General features: G+C 44.4%; 14 protein-coding genes. 4 read left to right on the forward strand and 10 right to left on the reverse strand.

The window, feature by feature from the left end; genetic code table 11:
• Window positions 1-38 precede the first annotated feature (38 nt).
• Entirely contained in the window at window positions 39-977 is a 939-nt protein-coding gene (locus JGK11_RS11735) for a ribonuclease Z (protein ID WP_293211774.1), read from the reverse strand.
• A 397-nt stretch (window positions 978-1,374) separates the two neighbouring features.
• On the opposite strand from JGK11_RS11735, the gene JGK11_RS11740 reads away from it, so the two are divergent.
• Window positions 1,375-2,550: a SpoIID/LytB domain-containing protein gene (locus JGK11_RS11740; RefSeq protein ID WP_293183332.1), complete on the forward strand. Its 1,176-nt coding sequence runs from the start codon at window positions 1,375-1,377 to the stop codon at window positions 2,548-2,550.
• A gap of 165 nt (window positions 2,551-2,715) precedes the next feature.
• Window positions 2,716-2,982 (forward strand): hypothetical protein, encoded by a 267-nt coding sequence (locus JGK11_RS11745; RefSeq protein WP_293211777.1) that lies wholly within the window; start codon window positions 2,716-2,718, stop codon window positions 2,980-2,982.
• A 317-nt stretch (window positions 2,983-3,299) separates the two neighbouring features.
• On the opposite strand, the gene JGK11_RS11750 is transcribed toward JGK11_RS11745, so the two are convergent.
• The 5 genes from JGK11_RS11750 to JGK11_RS11770 all read right to left on the reverse strand — a co-directional run bounded on the left by JGK11_RS11750 (window position 3,300) and on the right by JGK11_RS11770 (window position 7,010).
• Window positions 3,300-4,613 carry a hypothetical protein gene (locus JGK11_RS11750; RefSeq protein WP_293190497.1) on the reverse strand — a complete coding sequence of 438 codons (1,314 nt, stop codon included), beginning with the start codon at window positions 4,611-4,613 and terminating at the stop codon, window positions 3,300-3,302.
• A gap of 124 nt (window positions 4,614-4,737) precedes the next feature.
• Entirely contained in the window at window positions 4,738-4,899 is a 162-nt protein-coding gene (locus JGK11_RS11755) for a hypothetical protein (RefSeq protein WP_293183326.1), read from the reverse strand.
• 177 nt (window positions 4,900-5,076) lie between these two features.
• Window positions 5,077-5,766 carry a class I SAM-dependent methyltransferase gene (locus JGK11_RS11760; RefSeq protein ID WP_293152513.1) on the reverse strand — a complete coding sequence of 230 codons (690 nt, stop codon included), beginning with the start codon at window positions 5,764-5,766 and terminating at the stop codon, window positions 5,077-5,079.
• A 170-nt stretch (window positions 5,767-5,936) separates the two neighbouring features.
• The gene (locus JGK11_RS11765; protein ID WP_293152510.1) at window positions 5,937-6,068 is read right to left on the reverse strand and encodes a hypothetical protein; all 132 of its coding nucleotides are present in this window, start codon (window positions 6,066-6,068) and stop codon (window positions 5,937-5,939) included.
• A gap of 9 nt (window positions 6,069-6,077) precedes the next feature.
• Window positions 6,078-7,010 carry a glycosyltransferase gene (locus JGK11_RS11770; RefSeq protein ID WP_293183324.1) on the reverse strand — a complete coding sequence of 311 codons (933 nt, stop codon included), beginning with the start codon at window positions 7,008-7,010 and terminating at the stop codon, window positions 6,078-6,080.
• A gap of 674 nt (window positions 7,011-7,684) precedes the next feature.
• On the opposite strand from JGK11_RS11770, the gene JGK11_RS11775 reads away from it, so the two are divergent.
• Both JGK11_RS11775 and gatC read left to right on the forward strand, forming a co-directional pair.
• On the forward strand, window positions 7,685-8,206 hold the full coding sequence (locus JGK11_RS11775) for a photosystem I assembly protein Ycf3 (protein ID WP_293183322.1): 522 nt from the start codon (window positions 7,685-7,687) through the stop codon (window positions 8,204-8,206).
• A 229-nt stretch (window positions 8,207-8,435) separates the two neighbouring features.
• Window positions 8,436-8,717 carry an Asp-tRNA(Asn)/Glu-tRNA(Gln) amidotransferase subunit GatC gene (gene gatC, locus JGK11_RS11780; RefSeq protein WP_293128462.1) on the forward strand — a complete coding sequence of 94 codons (282 nt, stop codon included), beginning with the start codon at window positions 8,436-8,438 and terminating at the stop codon, window positions 8,715-8,717.
• A gap of 178 nt (window positions 8,718-8,895) precedes the next feature.
• On the opposite strand, the gene JGK11_RS11785 is transcribed toward gatC, so the two are convergent.
• From JGK11_RS11785 to JGK11_RS11800, 4 genes are all read right to left on the reverse strand, one after another.
• Window positions 8,896-10,176, reverse strand: a complete 1,281-nt coding sequence (locus JGK11_RS11785; protein ID WP_293183320.1) for a glycosyltransferase family 4 protein — start codon at window positions 10,174-10,176, stop codon at window positions 8,896-8,898.
• 128 nt (window positions 10,177-10,304) lie between these two features.
• Window positions 10,305-11,030: a class I SAM-dependent methyltransferase gene (locus JGK11_RS11790; RefSeq protein ID WP_293190496.1), complete on the reverse strand. Its 726-nt coding sequence runs from the start codon at window positions 11,028-11,030 to the stop codon at window positions 10,305-10,307.
• A 278-nt stretch (window positions 11,031-11,308) separates the two neighbouring features.
• The gene (locus JGK11_RS11795) at window positions 11,309-16,672 is read right to left on the reverse strand and encodes a glycosyltransferase (RefSeq protein WP_293211781.1); all 5,364 of its coding nucleotides are present in this window, start codon (window positions 16,670-16,672) and stop codon (window positions 11,309-11,311) included.
• A gap of 176 nt (window positions 16,673-16,848) precedes the next feature.
• Window positions 16,849-18,369, reverse strand: coding sequence for a class I SAM-dependent methyltransferase (locus JGK11_RS11800; protein WP_293211779.1), 1,521 nt, complete (start codon window positions 18,367-18,369; stop codon window positions 16,849-16,851).
• Between the last annotated feature and the right edge of the window lies 1 nt (window position 18,370).

Here is an 18,370-nt window from a genome sequence, read left to right on the forward strand (position 1 = left end):
GCCTGTTCTTGAGAATGGTGTAAGATGTGAGATTAACCCTACTCTTCAACAGGCCTGGGGACTTCGTAAGTCAAAAAGTCATAGGCCATTTTCGTATTTGGAAAAATTGCCTGGGCTTCTTTGAGCAAGTCATCCAGGACGATCGCATTTCCCGGAGCGTAACGCGGGCTAAAATGCGTCATGATCAACTGTTTCGCCCCAGCGAGCAAAGCTACTTGAGCCGCCATCGTCGAAGTTGAATGCAGGCGATCGAACGCCATTTGAGCATCTTGATGGGCAAAAGTCGCTTCATGCACCAACAGATCGGCATCCTTCGCTAAGTCCACCGCGCTGTCACAAAAAACCGTGTCTGTACAGTAAACAAACTTTCGCCCGACTTGATCCGGGCCGCAAAAATCACTACCTTTAAACTGTCGCCCGTCCGATAATTTTACCGTCTTTCCTTGTTTTAATTCACCGTAAACTGGCCCCGACGGAATACCCACAGCCTTCGCTTTTTCTACATCAAAATGTCCCGGACGGTCTTTCTCAGTTACTCGATAACCAAAAGCAGTAACTCGGTGTTTCAAAGGAGCGCAGCTAACAATATATTCGTCATCTTCATAGACAACTCCCTCATGACTTTTGTGCACCTTCACGGGGTAAGAAAAATGAGTTTGAGAATAGCGAACGCCAGCTTGCAAATATTCTTCAAGTCCCGGAGGCCCGTAAAGATCGATGCGCTTGACATTCCCCGCCAAACCGCAGCTAGCCAGCAAACCCATTAAGCCGAAAATGTGGTCGCCGTGCAGGTGAGTGATGAAAATACGGCTCAGTTGGCTGACTTTTAGCTCGCTACGGAGGAATTGGTGCTGGGTTCCTTCGCCGCAGTCAAACAGCCAGAGTTCCGCTCGCTGGGGCAAGCGGAGGGCGATGCTGGATACGTTGCGCGATCGCGTGGGGACGCCGGAGCTAGTTCCGAGAAATGTAATCTGCAAGAGTTAAATCACCTCAATTAAATCTTAAAAAATATGTTACAAATATCCAGAGTGCGGCGAATCCGACATAAAGGAAATATTCGCAGGCAGGAACCGAGATAAATCGCTGTTGCTGCTAGGATCTAGTCGCTCCAATCATTTTTGACGCACAAAGTGCCAAACCCAATTCTGGGTGCATCTGGTTTTTGAAGAGGGCGAAGCATGACCGTATATGAGTTATTAGTTATAATCCCATATTGACTGCGGTCATGCTTCGCCCCTACAGATATATTTGCTTGCATTGAGATGCACCCCCAATTCTAACGTTTTCTTTCTGCCGTTCTCCTTCCTTTTTCCCGAACCTTCCCGAACTCTTAAAAATTCTCAAACTCATACAGCACAGGAGGAAAATTTTAAAATGCAGTCAGGAGTGTTCTTTACTTCCGTTCTTTCGACATTAAAAAAACGCTACTTTTGGATTTCGCTGTTGTTTTGGCTGGTAATGGTAGCCCCAGCACAGGCGGCGCTGATTTTGCGAGTTGCGGTACAAGACGGGACGAGTCAGATCAAAGTCGGCAGTTCTACTAAGGCTGCAATCCGCGACAGCAGCGGGCGCAATTTGGGGGAACTGCCCGCCAACAGTTCTCAGTCTGCTCAATTTCGATCGGGAACTGTGGCAATTGGCCGCTGGGCTGCCAATCAAATTTGGATCGAGCCGACCGGAAACGGTTATGTTTGGATTGGCGATCGATGGTATCGGGGACGCACGCTTCTAGTTCCCGAAAAAGGAGCCTTAACCGCCGTCAACTATGTCGATATCGAACAGTATCTCTACAGCGTTCTCGGTGCCGAAATGAGTGGCAATTGGCCTCAAGAGGCTTTGAAAGCCCAAGCAGTCGCCGCCCGTTCCTACGCTCTCCACAAGCGCCTCAAAAGCGAAACCGACCTTTACGATGTGGATGACACTCAGTCTTCCCAGGTTTACAAAGGATTGCAAACAGAATCTTCGGGTACTTATGCCGCAGTGGATGCCACCGCCGGTCAAGTTCTGACTTACAACGGTCAGATTATTTTAGCCGTTTTCCACTCGGCGTCTGGCGGACATACGGAAAATGTCGAGGATGTTTGGACGGAACCCCTGCCTTATTTGCGGGCTGTTCCTGACTTCGACCAAGGCGCGCCGGTTTACCAGTGGAAAGAAAATTTTTCCCGCGCTCAAATGAGCAGCAAGATTTCTGGTGTGGGGAATGTAATCTCGATGAAGCCAGAACGTACTACCGCTTACGGCAGCGTTTTATCCATGAAAGTAGTCGGGGATGGCGGTTCTAGGGTGATGACTGGCGCGGATTTGCGTCGGGTTCTAAATTTAAGGAGTACCCGCTTTACTGTGATTCCTCAGTACGGCGGGATTTTTAGCGGCCAAAATAGGGGGAAGCCTCCTACGGGTTTTCAAGTTGCTGGCAAAGGTTTCGGTCACGCTGTGGGCATGAGTCAGTGGGGGGCTTACAATTTGGCTAGGCAGGGATACGGCTACCAGCAGATTTTGTTGCACTATTACCGGGGTGCTGCTTTGGCTAGAATTGCTGTGCAGTAACTGTTGGGAATGGGGGATGGGGCATGGGGCATGGGGCATGGGGCATGGGGCATGGGGCATTGGTAAGAAATAACAAATAACCAATAACAAGTAATAACGAATAACTAACTAACTGTCCACTGCCAACTGCCAACTGCCAACTGACTAACTAAATTAAGGATTGCTATGCAAAAGTGGGAGTATTTATTTGTGGATGCGAATATGTATCCTTTTGGAAATAAGCTAATTAGTTTATATGTAAATGGTGAGGAGCTGCGAGATTGGAAACAAGGCTCGCTACATCTATTTGTCAATCAATTGGGGGAGGATGGGTGGGAACTTGTGGCTCTGCGACATGACTCGAAATACGACCAAAATTGTTTGATTTTTAAACGCCCTAAGATTGTTAAAAAAATCAGAAAAACACCAGATACTGATATTCAAAATAAATGATTTGGGCGTTGTTTAATCAGGGTATGAAAATGGGTAACTTGAAAATTCAGAATATTGACTGACTCGCTTGTTTCATTTTTTCACATTGAGTCGTTCATACCGTAAATCAGCAACGCCAATACAAGGTACGTAGTTGCGCTTGAGCGCTCTTTCCTAATATAAGCAAAGAGCGCTGAAGCGCAACTACGTACCTAAGATCAATTCTCAGAAGACTTCTAGTCTCCGGCGGTTAGAAACCGCGACTACAAAAACAAAGTCCACCTCCGTGGACTAAGAAAAAATCTGTGTGCTGCATTCCTGATTCTTCGGGTTATAAATTAATTGTCCGATCGCCCAATTCGCCGCTGCCATTCAGCATCTATTTTTGCTGATTGTTCGAGTTCTTGTTGAGTTAATTCGCTTTCTGTGGTATAAGCTAAGTCTTCTCCACTCAGAACGTTTTCGCCTGCAAATTCCTGGGCGTAGGCCAGTTTTTGCTGCAAGTTGGCATCGGGTTGGTTTAATAACATGGCTCGCTGCTGCCGATCGTGATTCCGAGCTTCTATCCTGCTATTTTTCCACTGAATCCAGAAGTAGCGAATTAAGGGAATTGTCAGAAATCCGACGCCGTAAATCAGCAGCAGTGGATAAATACCGCTGACGAAGCCGATAAATCCACCTGCGATCGCACTTTTCGTTAATAAATTCCCCAAAACCAGCGCACCGACAAGATTGACGGCTCCTAAACCTGCTGCGAGCATGATTTGGCCGGAGTCGGCGTGACTGAAACGCCACAGCATTTCTCGCAAATAAGTTCCTGTTGGTTGAGGATTTTGCAGGAGGGCTGTGGTTTGCAATTGCGGAAAATGATAGATGATTTGCCCTTCGGGACTGACTTCGGGGCGGCCGTCAAAACGGGCCAGGGCTGGTAACATATATTCTTCGTATTCTCGGGCGTATCCCTGTCCGAGATTGTCGAGATAGGGCGCAATTTGTTCGGCTGCGACTGCGCCTCGGTTGTTGCGAATTGCGGTGGCTATATCGCTCCACTTGCGCTCTTCTAGATTTTTATTGGGATTCCCGTCTCCAAATATAAAGGAGAAAACTGCTTCCAGAAAACTCATTTGGGGTTTTTGACCGCGATCGCGCGATCGCTGCTGGTAGTATGGTTCATCATGGTTCCAGTAAAAGATCCAGATTAAGTCGTTCCAGAAGTAGGGAAAAAAGAAAAAGCCTCCGCCGCCACCTCCACTTTCGCCTCCGCTTCCGCCTCCTCCACCGTTATTGTCGCTGTTCATGCTGGAGAGTAAAAGCGTAATAGCAACAACAATTAAAAGGATGGAAGCTACCAGCACTAAGCCAAAAGATATTCTAATCAAGTAAAATAGAACTCGCCAGATTTTTTGCCACCATTCCTGCAACTGCAAGCGCAAGAATTTGTTTCGCAAAATATCTCGAAAGTTGTTGGGAAATATGTAGGCAATGTCGCCGGATTCTGCTACTTGCAGGTTGCCGCCTGCTTCGGAGGCCAGCGTTAACAGTTCTCGCTGGGCAAAATTGACATCTAGTCCAGCTTTTGCCGCCACGTCTCCAACCGTAACGCGGTAGCCAAGTTGCTCGACGGCTTGCATAATCCCGGGATTTGGAGCCATGTGTTTCTCTTTGTGAAAATTACGCGGTTATTTTTAATTATAGGTTGCGGGCATTAAAGCTGGTTTAGACCTGGAGAATTTAGGCTTTTTTTGTGGCTGACCTTGATTTTGGGGCAAAACATTGCTACTTTTGGCATGGTTCAAAAATGGCAGTTTTAAGGTAGCACTGCACGGCAAATTCTGCCATCATTAAAGGTACATCAAAGCTGATAGCGATTGCTGTCAGCTTTGGGTCGAGAATACCGGCGATCGCCAGTAATTCGTCGCGTCGATCAATTGAAAACATCTACTTGATTCTCATTTGTTTCTGAGTGGTATTTGTATTCTTGGATCAGAGTCAAAATTGAACTAGATACAGGGGGTGTCGGAATATAACCACCTGCGACGAATGCCATCTTAATAAAAAATATCAGCTTGCATAATTAAATTAGTGAATAGTGAGTAGTGGATAGTGGATAGTGAATTAGATTGTTTCTAAGAACTCAAACAAATAGTTTTCATCTTTTAAGTTAAGAAAATTTTCTTTACCATTGAGAACATCTTCATAAGTCATTTTATCCAATTCATCTTTGCTCAGGTTGAGATCGATATCAGGCTTTCCTTTCATAACTATGCCTAAGCCAAAATCGCAATCCAACACAAAGACTCGCAAATCTTTGCGATTACTTCTTAGATAACAAATCGTTTTCCAGACATCACCACACCAGTTGCCATCCCATCCAGGTAAATTCATGTCGATCGCAGCTTGCAGAGACTGAGCTGGACAGGCTGCGAGGACATGGGGTGGTTTGCAATCATGCATGACTATTACGCCATTTTCATTGAGGTTGTCCAAGGTATTCAGGACATCTTGCAATGATTGTTCGTAGGTATGCAATCCATCGATAAATGCTACATCAAACCGTTCGATCGGATTGGCACTTGCAAAAAAAGCATCGCTAGTGGCGTCTATATATTCCGCTGTTGCATTACATAGATTTTTACTAGCCCATTCCAATTTACGTTCTTCAGAAAATGCAAAACTAGGATCTACTCCCACCTTTTGAGCGATCTCGATCGGGAAAAAACTATCGCCATTATTTACGCCGATTTCTAAATACCTCAGGGCTTTTTTCTTGTCGATTATTTTTTGAATTACATCGGTTCTGAGCATTTCGGTTTCCTGAGATAATAGACAACAATTTGAAACCTAACTATTTAGGCTGACTGTTTACTATAACATATCTCACGCATTGCCCCACGTATTTTTGTTACTGCTGTTGGGGGAAGGGGGAAGGGGTAAAGAGTACAGGACTTACGCAAAGAATCTATCTGTAGGGTGCGTTACCTCTGGTAACCGATCGCCAACGCTACTAATAGTGTGGGTGCGTACTTTGTCTTTGCCAATATCACGATCGCTATTTTCTGGCGAGCATCAAGCGGTAAACTGGCTGCGACTGATTGGCTCGGACTCATTCTTGTAGATTATACCCAGGTTTTTCCTAAGTTCCCTCTGAAACCATCATAAGTTCCGCGCAGACAAGCCCAAATTTTCAATCTTCTTGATAGGTTTTCTAATAGCAAGATTTTAATAACTAAATTAATCATAATTTTAATTCTATGAATACTAAACATAATCAATAGTTTGTTCTCCATAGCGAGACTAAGTTCGACAAAGGTGTTATTCCTGCATCGGTAGTAGTAACGCAACGGAGAACAATTCAATCGCATTATTTTTATTTTAGGATAAAATAAATTAACTTCTTGAGTCTCTCCAAATCGTTGTTTTAGAACAATATTTCTATTGACAAATATAGAATAATTTTGTTTCTTTAATTTTAGACAATATTCCCAATCAACTGCTTCAATAAATAAATTTTCATTAGGAAAGGGAGTATTGTAAGCGGCTTGAATGGAAATAAGAGAACCTGCTGTAATAACGGCATCACATTTATAAATTTCAGGGATTTGATCGTTTATAAGAAATTGTTTTAGTTGATACTTATCTAAGATCATTCCATTCCATTGTTGTCCTGTGACTCTATCAACAGGAAGTGGAGCAATAATTCCAATTTTTTGATGAGCTTCTTTGAGATTATCATAGGTTTCAATTAATCTTTTTAAAGCATCTGGTGAAGGTTCAGTATCTTGATCGAAAGTCCAAATAAAATCAAATTCATTTTTAATAGACCATTCAATACCCACTCGTAAACCGCCAGAAATGCCGATGTTTTGGGGATAAGATTTGACGATAATAGATTCGTCTAATTCTTCAGGAGACAACAACACATGAGGCGAGTTATCGACTATTAAGATTTTCTCGATCGAATAAGTTTGACACTTAAGAGAAGCGATACACCGCTCAAGGGCAGTTTTATCTGAATAGGCAGTGATATAAGCAACAATACGATACGACATTACCTAATTAATACTTCCAACTTATTTTTACTACAAATGAATACAATTACCCCGACTGCTTAGTCCTGCTTGAAAAATTAACATTTTTTACGCTGGAATAGTCTGACATTACCATGCTAATTAGCAATTGTCAACAACTGTCTCAAATTGTTGTTGGATCTGAAAAATATCTCCATGACAAGGAGTATCAGGCAGGACTTCTTTCTGACCTGCTCTCAATCCCGTCCCGACATCAGCAATGGTGAAATCTGGCTGAAACCCCTGCGCCATCGCATCTAGCAAATGCCAACCCCAAGACTGATTGGCTCGGACTCATGCTTTGGGGGGCGAATTAGGACTAAGGCGACAGCCTTCACCTTACACCGATCGCTCGCAAACTGTTACCCTCAATTGAACCGTACCCTACTTTTTTCCCAAAAGCTTTTCAGTGTTGGCTGAACTTTGAAAACTTAATAAAAGTTTAAATATGTAAAAAAAATATGTTTTTTTTGCAAGTCTTGCAATAGTTATCTACAATAGATAGGACTTGCGCGTGTTGTCAAGTTTGTCCTTGTGTCTCACAAGTCTTTTTCGCATTCTCAGCACAACTCTAAACTAAAATTGTTGTGCAAGTATTCATAGGAAAACTTTACCCGCTAATTTTTGAGATTAGCCACTAACGAAAAGAATCGCATATGCCAAGAACTCAACGCAACGATAACTTTATTGACAAAAGTTTCACGGTAATGGCTGATATCATCCTGAAGATTATGCCCGCGAAAAAGAAGGCGAAGGAAGCTTTTGCTTATTATCGGGATGGTATGTCGGCTCAAGCTGATGGCGAATATGCTGAAGCGCTGGACAATTATACTGAAGCGCTGAAGCTGGAAGAAGATCCTTACGATCGCAGTTATGTATTGTACAATATGGGTCTGATCCATACTAGCAACGGCGAACACGATAAAGCTTTGGAGTATTACAGCGAAGCGCTTGAACTGAATCCCAGAATGCCGCAAGCGCTGAACAATATTGCTGTGATTTACCACTATCAAGGGGAAAGGGAAAAGGAAGCTGGCAATGTTGAAGGGGCGGAAGGGCTGTTTGATAAAGCTGCGGATTACTGGAAGGAGGCTATTCGTTTGGCGCCGAACAATTACATTGAGGTGCAGAATTGGCTGAAGACGACAGGGCGATCGCAAATTGATGTGTATTTTTAACTATGATGGGAATGGGGAATAGGGAATGGGGAATAGGGAATGGGGCATCGGGCATAGTTAATAGTTAGTAGTTAATAGTTAGTAGTTTCTCTAATAACAAATAACAAATAACAAATAACACATAACTTGTTTGGCCTCTTTGCCCCATGCCCCATGCCCCATGCCCCATGCCCTATGCCCAATTCCCAATTCCCTATGCCCAATTCCCAATTCCCAATTCCCAATTTTTATGATTGACAAAGAAGAAGTTCGGAAAGTAGCGAATTTAGCCCGATTGGAATTAACGCCGGAAGAAGAAGAGCAGTTTACTGGTCAACTGAACGGTATTTTGGATTATTTTGAGCAGTTGAGCGAACTGGATACGAGTAAGGTAAAACCGACAACTCGGGCGATCGATGTTAGCAATGTTATGCGATCGGACGATTTGCAACCGTTTGCTAACGGCGAGAGTATTTTGGCGGGTGCTCCCGATCGCGATGGGGAGTTTTTTAAAGTGCCTAAGATTATGTAGAATTTCCGCTGTGTACCTGACTCGATCGCCCTAACCCCCCTTAATCAGCAGGGTGGTTTTATTGTCGTCAGACAAATTAGGTACGTAGTTGCGCTTCAGCGCTCTTTATAATATTAGGAAAGAGGGCTGAAGCCCAACAACGTACCTAAGGGTGCTTGTGGCGTACCTTACGATCGCACTAAATTCTCACTCCAAAAGATGCGGCCAATTCCCGTTCTGGCTGCATACCAACTGTCGGCGGCATCGATCGACTTGCAACCTGCTCGATTAGTTGTAATTGCTGCGGTAACATATTAGCTAAACTGTAGCGTTCTAGGGCGGTTTGACGGGCCTTGACCCGAATTTCTGCCATGCGGGTAGGATGGTCTAAAACTTCGTCAATGCGATCGGCTACTTGTTTCGGCGAGAAGTAATCGACGATTAAACCGTTTTCTCCATCGCGGATAACTTCTCTCACCGGGCCCGTATCGGAACCGATTACTAAACATCCTGCCGATAGAGATTCAATCATCGACCAAGATAGCACGAAAGGTCTGGTTAAATAAACGTGTACGTCGGATGCTTGAATTACTTTTAAATACAGTCCGTAAGGTAGCGGCCCGACAAAGTGTACTCGCGACATATCTAGCGGCACTTTTTTGAGCATATGGTCTTTGTAAGACTCGCCGTTGGGTAGGGAACGGCCGTAACAAACTCTGTCTGAACCAACAATTACAACGTGACAGTTGGGGCGGCGTTCTTGCACGTAGGCGATCGACTCAATGAACTCTGGAAAACCACGGTAAGGTTCCATTCCCCGCGATACGTAGGTGACAATTTCATCAACGCCGGACAAATCTAAGTTCGGTAAAATTAGTTTAGCACCGGGATCTGGTTTAAAATAATCGGTGTCTACGCCGTCGTGGAGTACGGATAATTTTTGTTGTAATTCTGGCGGAAATTGCGATCGCTGCCAATAAGTCGGCGACAAACCCCAATCGCAAGAATATAAATCGATCAGAATCGGCGCATTTTTGATTCTAATTCTCGCCATATCGTCAACACTTAAAGGTTCCGCCGGATCGAAATCTGCGTCGGAACCAATGGCGTGATAAAACCACTCGAAATAACACAAAAGTGGCGTATTTGGAAAAGCTTCTTTGACAAATAGTGTCGGCCCCCAACCTGAATGTCCGCAGATTACATCGGGTACAAAACCGTCAGCTTTGAGTTGTTCGGCCATTCTAAATACAGCTTGTCCGTAGATGACGGCACTTTCTAAAGGGCGCACGTATTGGTGAGTCTGGGCGTGGGGTTCGCGGCTGGGGGTAAATGCTGCTTTGCGAACTCCGGGAATGTCCCATTCTGGACGCTCGTTTTTAGTGCCGAAAACAATTTGATTTTTGGGATTGGCGCCTAAAGCCGTGATAATGTGGCGGTATTGGGCGGGGAAGTTGGGGTGGAGAAATAATGCTTTCATTTTAGAAGGAAGAAGGAAAAAGGAAGGAAGATGAACAGGATTTACATGATGTTCGATCGATTAGTTATAATTCCAGCAGGTGTGAGACTGCTTTAAAAACATCGCTGTCAACTGTCAACTGTCAACTGTCAACTGTTTAATGGTGCTTTGCAAATCCAGACGCAATCTCGCGGTACTGAAGATGTATTTTTCAGGAGGATTTCATAGTTTAAATGGTTGAGAAATTTTTCCATAATTGTATCTGTCATTATTGAGAATGCAGTGCCATCTCTGCGTCCCAGCAAGTTTTTGTCCCACTCGCCGGCGAATTTTTGCCACCCTAATTCGCTGAGAATATTGCCGTGGTGGAAGACGCAAATGCGATCGCCCCGCAGCAGTTTTGGAATGCGAGTTAGGTAGTTGAATATGTCTACGGCTTCTACGTGTACCATGGTATCGTAGCAAAAGCAGACATCGGCTGCACCCTCGGCGATGCCGTCTAATGTTAAACCGTCGAGTTTGACGTAGGAAACGCGATCGACTCCCAAGCGCGATCGCGCGGCTTGCAGCATTTGACTGGAAATATCGGCGCAAATTAGGCGATCGCAATATTTCAGCAACAGCGAACCAGTTTTTCCGCCACCGATACCAATTTCTAAAACCGTATGTTCTTTTTTGATGTACGGTGCAACAAACTCCTGTTCTATCAGTGCTTCGTATTCGGCTAAGGAGTTGGCCGCACCAGCAGCTTTACCTATCCATTCGTCCCCAATATGGGAAAGTTCGGGATTAGTTTCTTCCCACTGTTGGGCGTAACTGTCCCAGGCTGTTTCATAATCTACTCTTGGGCGATCGGTCATTTTTTCATCGTTCATTTTTGATTATTTTATAGTATAGATGTCTGGATTTTGAATATGTTCCGCAAGTCTTCGTTTCTCCTTGCCCTGTGCTACCAATTATATCAAATCCGGTCTTCATTGGAATGATTCATCTCTCCATTCTCTTCCTCTGTGTCCTCTGTGTTCTCTGCGGTTTAATAATTCCGGTACAGCCAGATTTGATATTACCAATTACCTGTTCTACCAATGCCCTGTTTGCCCAATGACCTGTTTGGCCAATGACCTGTTTGGCCAATGACCTGTTTGGCCCATGATTAATGACTGCTGAAATATGCTTCGCAGAAAATGTCTGCATAAGCTTGAGTCATCTCCTCAAAAGTATTGAGTGAATCCAAGACATATTTAGCATTTCCAGCTAACTGCTGGCGCAAAGATTTATCCTCCAACAAACTAATCAAAGCTGCAAGTAATTGATCCGGACGATCCGGCGTATAAAACAAACCGTTAATTCCCGGCCTCACTTGTTCCTTAATTCCAAAGACTGGCGATGTAATAATTGGTAAATCGCAGGCCATCGCTTCCAAAATCACTCGCGGAAAACTTTCGACACGAGAAGTGCAAACAAAAATATCCGCCGCTTTGTAATATTTTCCTGGTTCCCCGGTTTCCGGGACTACTGTCACCCTTTGTCGCAACTCTTCCGGCAATGCGTTCACCATATCGGCTAATTTATTGCTGTAAATACTCGGCCGATCGCCCACAATGAAACACCTAATCTTATTGTGCCATTTTTCAGGCAAAAGTGAAAGTGCTTGAACTAAATCTTGCTGGCCTTTACGTTCGCAGACGGTTCCCAGCAGCAACAATACCACATCTTCCGCTGCCACACCTAAAGTGTTTCTAGCGTCTTCAGAATTCTCGGAATTTTCCAGTTTGCTCAAATCTAAGCCGTTGTGAATCACTGTAAAATTGTGGTGGCTGTTGAGAGGCAAATACCTGTCACGCGTTGCATCCGCCACAAAAATCACCTTGTAAGGAAAGCGGAAACACTCCAAAGCTCTCGCCGCAATCTCCGAGCCAAACCTGTTAAAATAAGTTTGCCAAGGTTCGCTTTCGTGCACGTTCCACACCGCCGGAACTCCGATTTCTCGCGCCGCATCAACTACAAAGAAGTTTTCTAAAGTATTGGCATAAATTGCATCTACTTTTAAACTTTCAATTTCCTTACTAAAACTCCGGATAGCTTCATCGTAAGCATCGCGCTGGTAGATGTGTTCGAGGGGATTGTCGCGTACAATGACTTCAATTCCCTGTTGTTCGTAAGCTTGGCGCAGGGGGCCGTCTGTCGTGCAAAGTACGATCGGCAAAATCACACCCTCAGCCGCCAATTTCACCGCAATTTCGTACTGATGCAGCGGTGCCCCCGTAAAATCCAGCGAATTGCTGCACATCAAAACCTTAAGAGGATGAATAGAATTGTTTGTATTGGCTACCAACAAACCAGAATCCGAAACTTCCAATGTATAACCCTCTTCCTTTTTCCCTCTTTCTTCTTCCTTCTTCCCTCTTCCTTCTTCCTTCTTCTTTCCCTCTCCTTTCATAAAAACCCGTCGGGGTTGAATATGAAAATACTCATCTTCTAAAGACAAATGAGGACTGTAAAAGCTGTCATTTTTCCCCGCATACTTGCGCCGAAAAGCCGCAACTTCTTGAGGATTGTCAGTAAAACCTCTCGAAGTTCCCTCCTTGTGCAACAACTCCGCATCGGGACAATACACGCACCGATAACCCCGTTCTAACAATCGATATCCGTAATCGACATCATTGTAAGCAACAGCAAAATCATCCTCATCAAAGCCGCCCAATTCTAAGAACAATTGACGGGGAGTAATCGTGCAAGCAGCAGTTACTGCCGAGTAATTTCGCGTTACCATCGCTTGAGAAAGATAGCCTCGATTCTCCTTATCCATCAGCTTAAAAGCGTGACCGGCCAAACCGTGATGGAGGCCGTGAATTACTCCCGCGTGCTGAATTCTACCGTCGGGATATAACAGTCGCGCGCCGACTGCACCAACGCCGCGAATTTGAGCGTATCCCACCATTTGACTCAGCCAGCGCGGGTTGATTGCTTCAGTATCGTTGTTCAAAAACAATACATATTCGCTGTCAACTTTCTCGACGGCGCGGTTGTTGATTGCTGCAAAACTAAACTTGCCACCAGGATTTTTGATTCGCAAAACTTGGCAAGTTAATTGCTTTAAATATTCTAGAGTTTTCGGATCGTCGCTTTCATTATCTATGACAGCAATTTGAAAGTTTTTGTAGGTTGTAGTTTCCAGAGAATCTAGACAGGCTTTCAGCAATTTCACCTGATTTTTAGTAGGAATAATTACCGTTACTGACGGGCCGTCATCCGGGAAATCTTGGGCAAAGATGCCCAAATTTTCTTTGGTAGCCCAGGCGTGCTGAGCGACATTGCCATTAATTTGTCGGCGGTTTAGTGCATCTTGGATTGCTTTTTGACCTGCGCCAAAACTGGCGGGTTTTGCGGCCCCAGATATGGCTGTAGAACCGGGTGCAGTTCGCCAATGATACAGCACTAGAGGCAGGTGCGCGACGTGGCGACAAATTTCGGTTGCTCTTAAGGCAAAATCGTAATCTTGCGAGCCTTCAAAACCGAGGCGCAAGCCACCTATTTCTTCAAAAATCTGTTTTCTGACGGCGCACAAATGACCGAGATACATATAGGAAAGCAGCAGTTCTGGCGACCATTGCGGTTTGAATTGTGGGGCGAAACGGCGACCTTTGGTGTCGATTTTGTCGTCGTCTGAGTAGAGAAAATCGGTGGTTGGATGGGTGGCAAAATATAGCGCTACTTCGCCTAGGGCGTCGGGAGTTAGTTCGTCGTCGTTGTCTAAAAATAGGATGATGTCGCCTGTGGCGAGGGCGGCTGCGCTGTTAGTTGCGGCGCTGATGTTGCCGTTTTCTGTGCGAAATTGTATGCAGATACGATCGTCCTTTTCGGCCCAATTTTTCAAGGTGTCAGCAACCGTGGCGTCGGTACTATAGTCGTCAGCGATGCAGAGTTCCCAGTTTTGATAGACTTGATTGATTACACTGTCGATCGCACTTTCGAGAAAATCTATCTGCGGATTGTACACTGGCATGACCACCGAAATCTTGGGCAGCGCTTCCCCACAGGATTTTAACCGAGAGATCAAGTAATCGCGCGATCGACTATTCCACTGATTCACCTCCAACCAAGCGTCATACCTATCAATCGGTTTCGGCACCACAAAACCCGCAGGCGGTAGCAAATCCCCCGGCGCAGTCAACTGTTTTTGCTGTTGGTAAATCTTCCCCAACTGGCGCATCACCTTGACAATTTCCCAAGGCATCGGCACAATTCTGCCCAGACGCTGTTTTCTCTCCCTAGCCCGCTGCCGGATTGCCTCTACAAAACTCGAAAACTCCTCAAATTTATCAGCACTTCGCTGCCAAATATGGTAGCGCCGCACAGTCAATATTTGTGGCGCTTGAAAATACAAAATTTCCTCGGTATCTAACTCAGCTTGCAGCGAAACTTGCCATTCCCCTGGCGGCAAATCGACAAGTGCCTCAAAGCCGCTTTCCGAACTGTTAACCCAGTCGGGAAACACTTCGCCGACATCTTTTCTCCGCAAACCGTAGGCGCATTCTACAGAAATATCTCCGCACACAAAGCTTAATTTAGCAATTTTGCGATCGTGGTGACAGCACCAACCTGCGAACAAAATTTGACCCTGACGCTGTTCCCACACTACGGGTACATCTAACGATGCTTGAATTGTTGAAACCAACAGCGGATAAGTTGCCAAGAGATGCCAATTTCCGCCTGCTTCTTGGGCTTCTAGTACCACTTCGTGCCGTCCGGCAGGCGCTTGCAATTCAATAGTAAAACCCGCTTTCCTCGCAGCCAAAATATTAGAATGTGCTAGCGCTATATCGCTTCTTTCTATGCCGTAAACGCCCGAAAATATTTTGTCATCAATTCGGACACGCACTGCTTTAATCTCAATCTTTGTGTTAAATACCCAGCCCACAATTAGTAAATTAGAATCGCTAATTTGCCAAGTAGTGGGTTGGTCTAACGAAAAAATATATTTCGGGAAGAGGTCACGGATTCGGCGCCTAAAACCCCACAAATTTTCTCGGATTTGCCACCAGTCAGAAGACTTGATTGCCTCAATTTCTGCCCGCACTCTTTCTGTTTCCTGGCGCGATTTTTCTAAGTCTTCCCGACTTTCATTTAATTTTTCCTGAGTTTGACTCTGTATTGTTTCCAACCACAGTAACTCAGCTAACTTTTGCTCCAATTTGAATTCTTTTTCTTCGTATTTTACCTGACTCTTCCCTAATTCTGCTTCTAATTCCAAGACTTTTGCTAAAGCTGTTTGAAATTGCGATTCTTTGCCGGCAAGCTGTACCTGAGTTTGTCCTAATTCTGCTTCTAATTCCAAGACTTTTGCTAAAGCTGTTTGAAATTGTGATTCTTTGCCTGCAAGTTGTACCTGAGTTTGTCCTAATTCTGTTTCTAACTTCAGGACTTTTGCTAAAGCTTCTTGAAATTGCGATTCTTGACCGGCAAGCTGTGCCTGAGTTTGTCCTAATTCTGTTTCTAATCCGAGCAGTTTTGCTAAAGCTTCTTGAAAATTTGATTCTTTGCCTGCAAGTTGTACTTGAGTTTCTCCTAATTCTGCCTCCAATCCCAACACTTTCGCCTGGGCTTGGTGAAATTCTTCTTGCCACTGTTTGATTTCGGAATTGCTGGTTTTTTGCTGTTTTTCCAGCAAGCGGATTTTTAGCCAATCTTCAAAAGGCCCGACAGAAGATGCTGGAAAATGAATAATTTTATCGCTGGCAGAATTCGATTCGCTGCCCAGATTGCCAGCTTGGGTTTCCAAAACTTGATATAGTTCTAAGGCTTCGGGAAAATATTGTTCTATTAAACTTGGTCTGTGACTTTTGACAATATCGTTGACTAATAAAGATTCTTCAAAATTGTCGGCAGGTATCGCCCCTAAATTAACGTTAAATTTGTCGTTGACTCGATCGATAAAAAATTCCGGAGTGTTGCCGATCGGGTAAACGTTGGCCAACAGACAGCGATCGGGAAAACGTTCGGACAATTCTAAGACTTTTTGGTTGTAGTGAATCCACATTTTTACTGCCATTTGGGGATTTTGCAGCAAGCTGACATCGGTTCCGCGGCGGTACAGCGAATCCACGACTTCCCAGGGCGATCGATAAACGCAGATGAAATTGGCTGTGGGAAGCAAATTTAGCCAAAAATCCCAAAACAGGGCGGTTCGCGGGTCTTTCCAGCCCCAATGGTTGTCAGTTTGTTGGTTTTGCGCGATCGCCCGTTTGGCAATTTCCACATATTCCGCTGCTACCGGAATCGTTTGTTCAAACGTACAGCCGAGTTCATCTATGCCGTGCGATCGTAAAACACTCTTGTGAAACTCAACAAAATCAACATTCTCGAAATGACCTTTCACATTTCCCACCGCCGGGCCCACCAACTGTTTGCCAATATCAACTCCGACTTTCTGAAACAAAGAAGCCGTTAAAGATGTACCGGAACGGTGCATTCCAGTAACAATAAAAACCGACGGTTTGCTGTCATTCATATTCACAATTTCTCTCCCTCGCCCTAATTCCCACACCATTTTTACTCGCTACACGATTTAGCCCAAAATGCAACTTATAGGTAATATCCCAACACTTAGTCCCTCATCTCTCCCAATCTCCAATCTCCAATCCACAATCTAAAATCCAAAATCCAAAATCCAAAATCTAAAATGGTCTTGTCTTATTCTCCCGCTAAACCGAGCGCTCGCCTGACTTGAAACCACGTGCTTCTCAGCTTCCAGAACTTGCTACTTTCCATCGCCACAACTCGACATTGCGATTTCTCTAGTTCTTGCTTGACATTCATCAACTGATTTTCAGTCTTCTCCAACTGCATTTGCAGAGACACTAACTGACTTTGAGTTTGTTCCAACTGCGAGTGAACTGAAATTAATTGATTTTGAGTTTCTTCCAACTTAGTATGAGATTCTTCTAACTGAGTTTCAGTAATCATTAACTTACTTTGACTTTGCTCCCATTCTATCTTAGCCCCAGCTAGCTGAGTTTCAACCAATTGAAGTTTGAGTTGAGTAGACCCCAACAAAGACCGCGATTGCTTTTGCCTTACCAGCGATTGCACAGTGCAAGTTTCCAAAATCCATGTCAAACCGTAGTTATTGATTGCTTTAACGGTTAACACATCCTGCGGCGCCACAGAGTTTTTCGGTAAATAACAGTTCCAACCCGACTGCAAAGCCACATCAGTTTCAAAGTGTCCGGCCACATCCGGGCGATCGTAAAAAGGCTCGCACCTCTGCACAAACTCACCGTTTACCAGCACTTGCAAATCCTCAATTTTACCGCCATTATTCAGATCTGCCGCCCATCCTTCCAGATACAAATTCTCCTTATTTGTAAAAGCAGCAACATCAACATATCCTTCCGGGTGCTGATTGAATTTCAACTCCGAAAAATCTCTAGATAGTTGATTTGTGACAACATACAAATCCTGAAACCTGCATATACCTTTTTCGATGCGGTGAACAAAAGCCTTACCTGCGCTAACTTTATCGACAACTTCTCTGACAAACTTTTCAGTTACATAAGTTGTGCCGTATTCCTCCTTATCTAAAGACTGACTTTCGCTGAGGGCGCTGAACAGAATACCATTAGCAGGCATTTCTACATTAGGAGCACGCAAACACTCATCGTGAACGCTGAACATCAAAATACCGTTAGGAGTCAACAAATCGTACAAATTTTGCAACCAACTTGTAAAAGTTCTTTCCGGCATATGGCTGAAAAAAGAATTAGCCAGAATGCAGTCAAATTTGCGATCGATTAAATAATTTTCTGGTTTGCCAGTCGAAACAATACCGCTAACGCCGAAGTATTCAGCTTGAAACTTAACCGCATTAGCATAAATATCAGAAACCCAAACTTGTTCCGGCGGCATTTCCTGAATCAAAAACCGTGTAAATCTACCGTAACCGCAGGCAAAATCTAGAAAAGATGGTACATTTTCAAAACTGCCAAAATGCCAATCCACAACCTGTTTAACCGTATCCAGGATGCGGCGCCCCAGCGAATAATAGCGCACCAAAGCCCGATCGCGATCGTCCTTGACATTGCTCAACGCAAACAAATACATTTCATCGTTTTCGCAGATATTTAGTTTAAAATCTTCGGGAAACTTAGTTTGCTCTCGAATAAATGCTTCGATTACCGGATTTTGGACTAAATCTAAATTGCTCTCGCTCATT

The organism is Microcoleus sp. PH2017_34_RAT_O_A, assembly GCF_020737885.1.
Lineage (GTDB): Bacteria > Cyanobacteriota > Cyanobacteriia > Cyanobacteriales > Microcoleaceae > Microcoleus.

Coding starts and splice junctions, on each gene's coding strand:
- JGK11_RS11740 (WP_293183332.1), top strand. CDS start 1,375: ATGCAGTCAGGAGTGTTCTTTACTTCCGTTCTTTCGACATTAAAAAAA.
- JGK11_RS11745 (WP_293211777.1), top strand. CDS start 2,716: ATGCAAAAGTGGGAGTATTTATTTGTGGATGCGAATATGTATCCTTTT.
- JGK11_RS11750 (WP_293190497.1), bottom strand. CDS start 4,613: ATGGCTCCAAATCCCGGGATTATGCAAGCCGTCGAGCAACTTGGCTAC.
- JGK11_RS11755 (WP_293183326.1), bottom strand. CDS start 4,899: ATGTTTTCAATTGATCGACGCGACGAATTACTGGCGATCGCCGGTATT.
- JGK11_RS11760 (WP_293152513.1), bottom strand. CDS start 5,766: ATGCTCAGAACCGATGTAATTCAAAAAATAATCGACAAGAAAAAAGCC.
- JGK11_RS11765 (WP_293152510.1), bottom strand. CDS start 6,068: ATGAGTCCGAGCCAATCAGTCGCAGCCAGTTTACCGCTTGATGCTCGC.
- JGK11_RS11770 (WP_293183324.1), bottom strand. CDS start 7,010: ATGTCGTATCGTATTGTTGCTTATATCACTGCCTATTCAGATAAAACT.
- JGK11_RS11775 (WP_293183322.1), top strand. CDS start 7,685: ATGCCAAGAACTCAACGCAACGATAACTTTATTGACAAAAGTTTCACG.
- gatC (WP_293128462.1), top strand. CDS start 8,436: ATGATTGACAAAGAAGAAGTTCGGAAAGTAGCGAATTTAGCCCGATTG.
- JGK11_RS11785 (WP_293183320.1), bottom strand. CDS start 10,176: ATGAAAGCATTATTTCTCCACCCCAACTTCCCCGCCCAATACCGCCAC.
- JGK11_RS11790 (WP_293190496.1), bottom strand. CDS start 11,030: ATGAACGATGAAAAAATGACCGATCGCCCAAGAGTAGATTATGAAACA.
- JGK11_RS11800 (WP_293211779.1), bottom strand. CDS start 18,369: ATGAGCGAGAGCAATTTAGATTTAGTCCAAAATCCGGTAATCGAAGCA.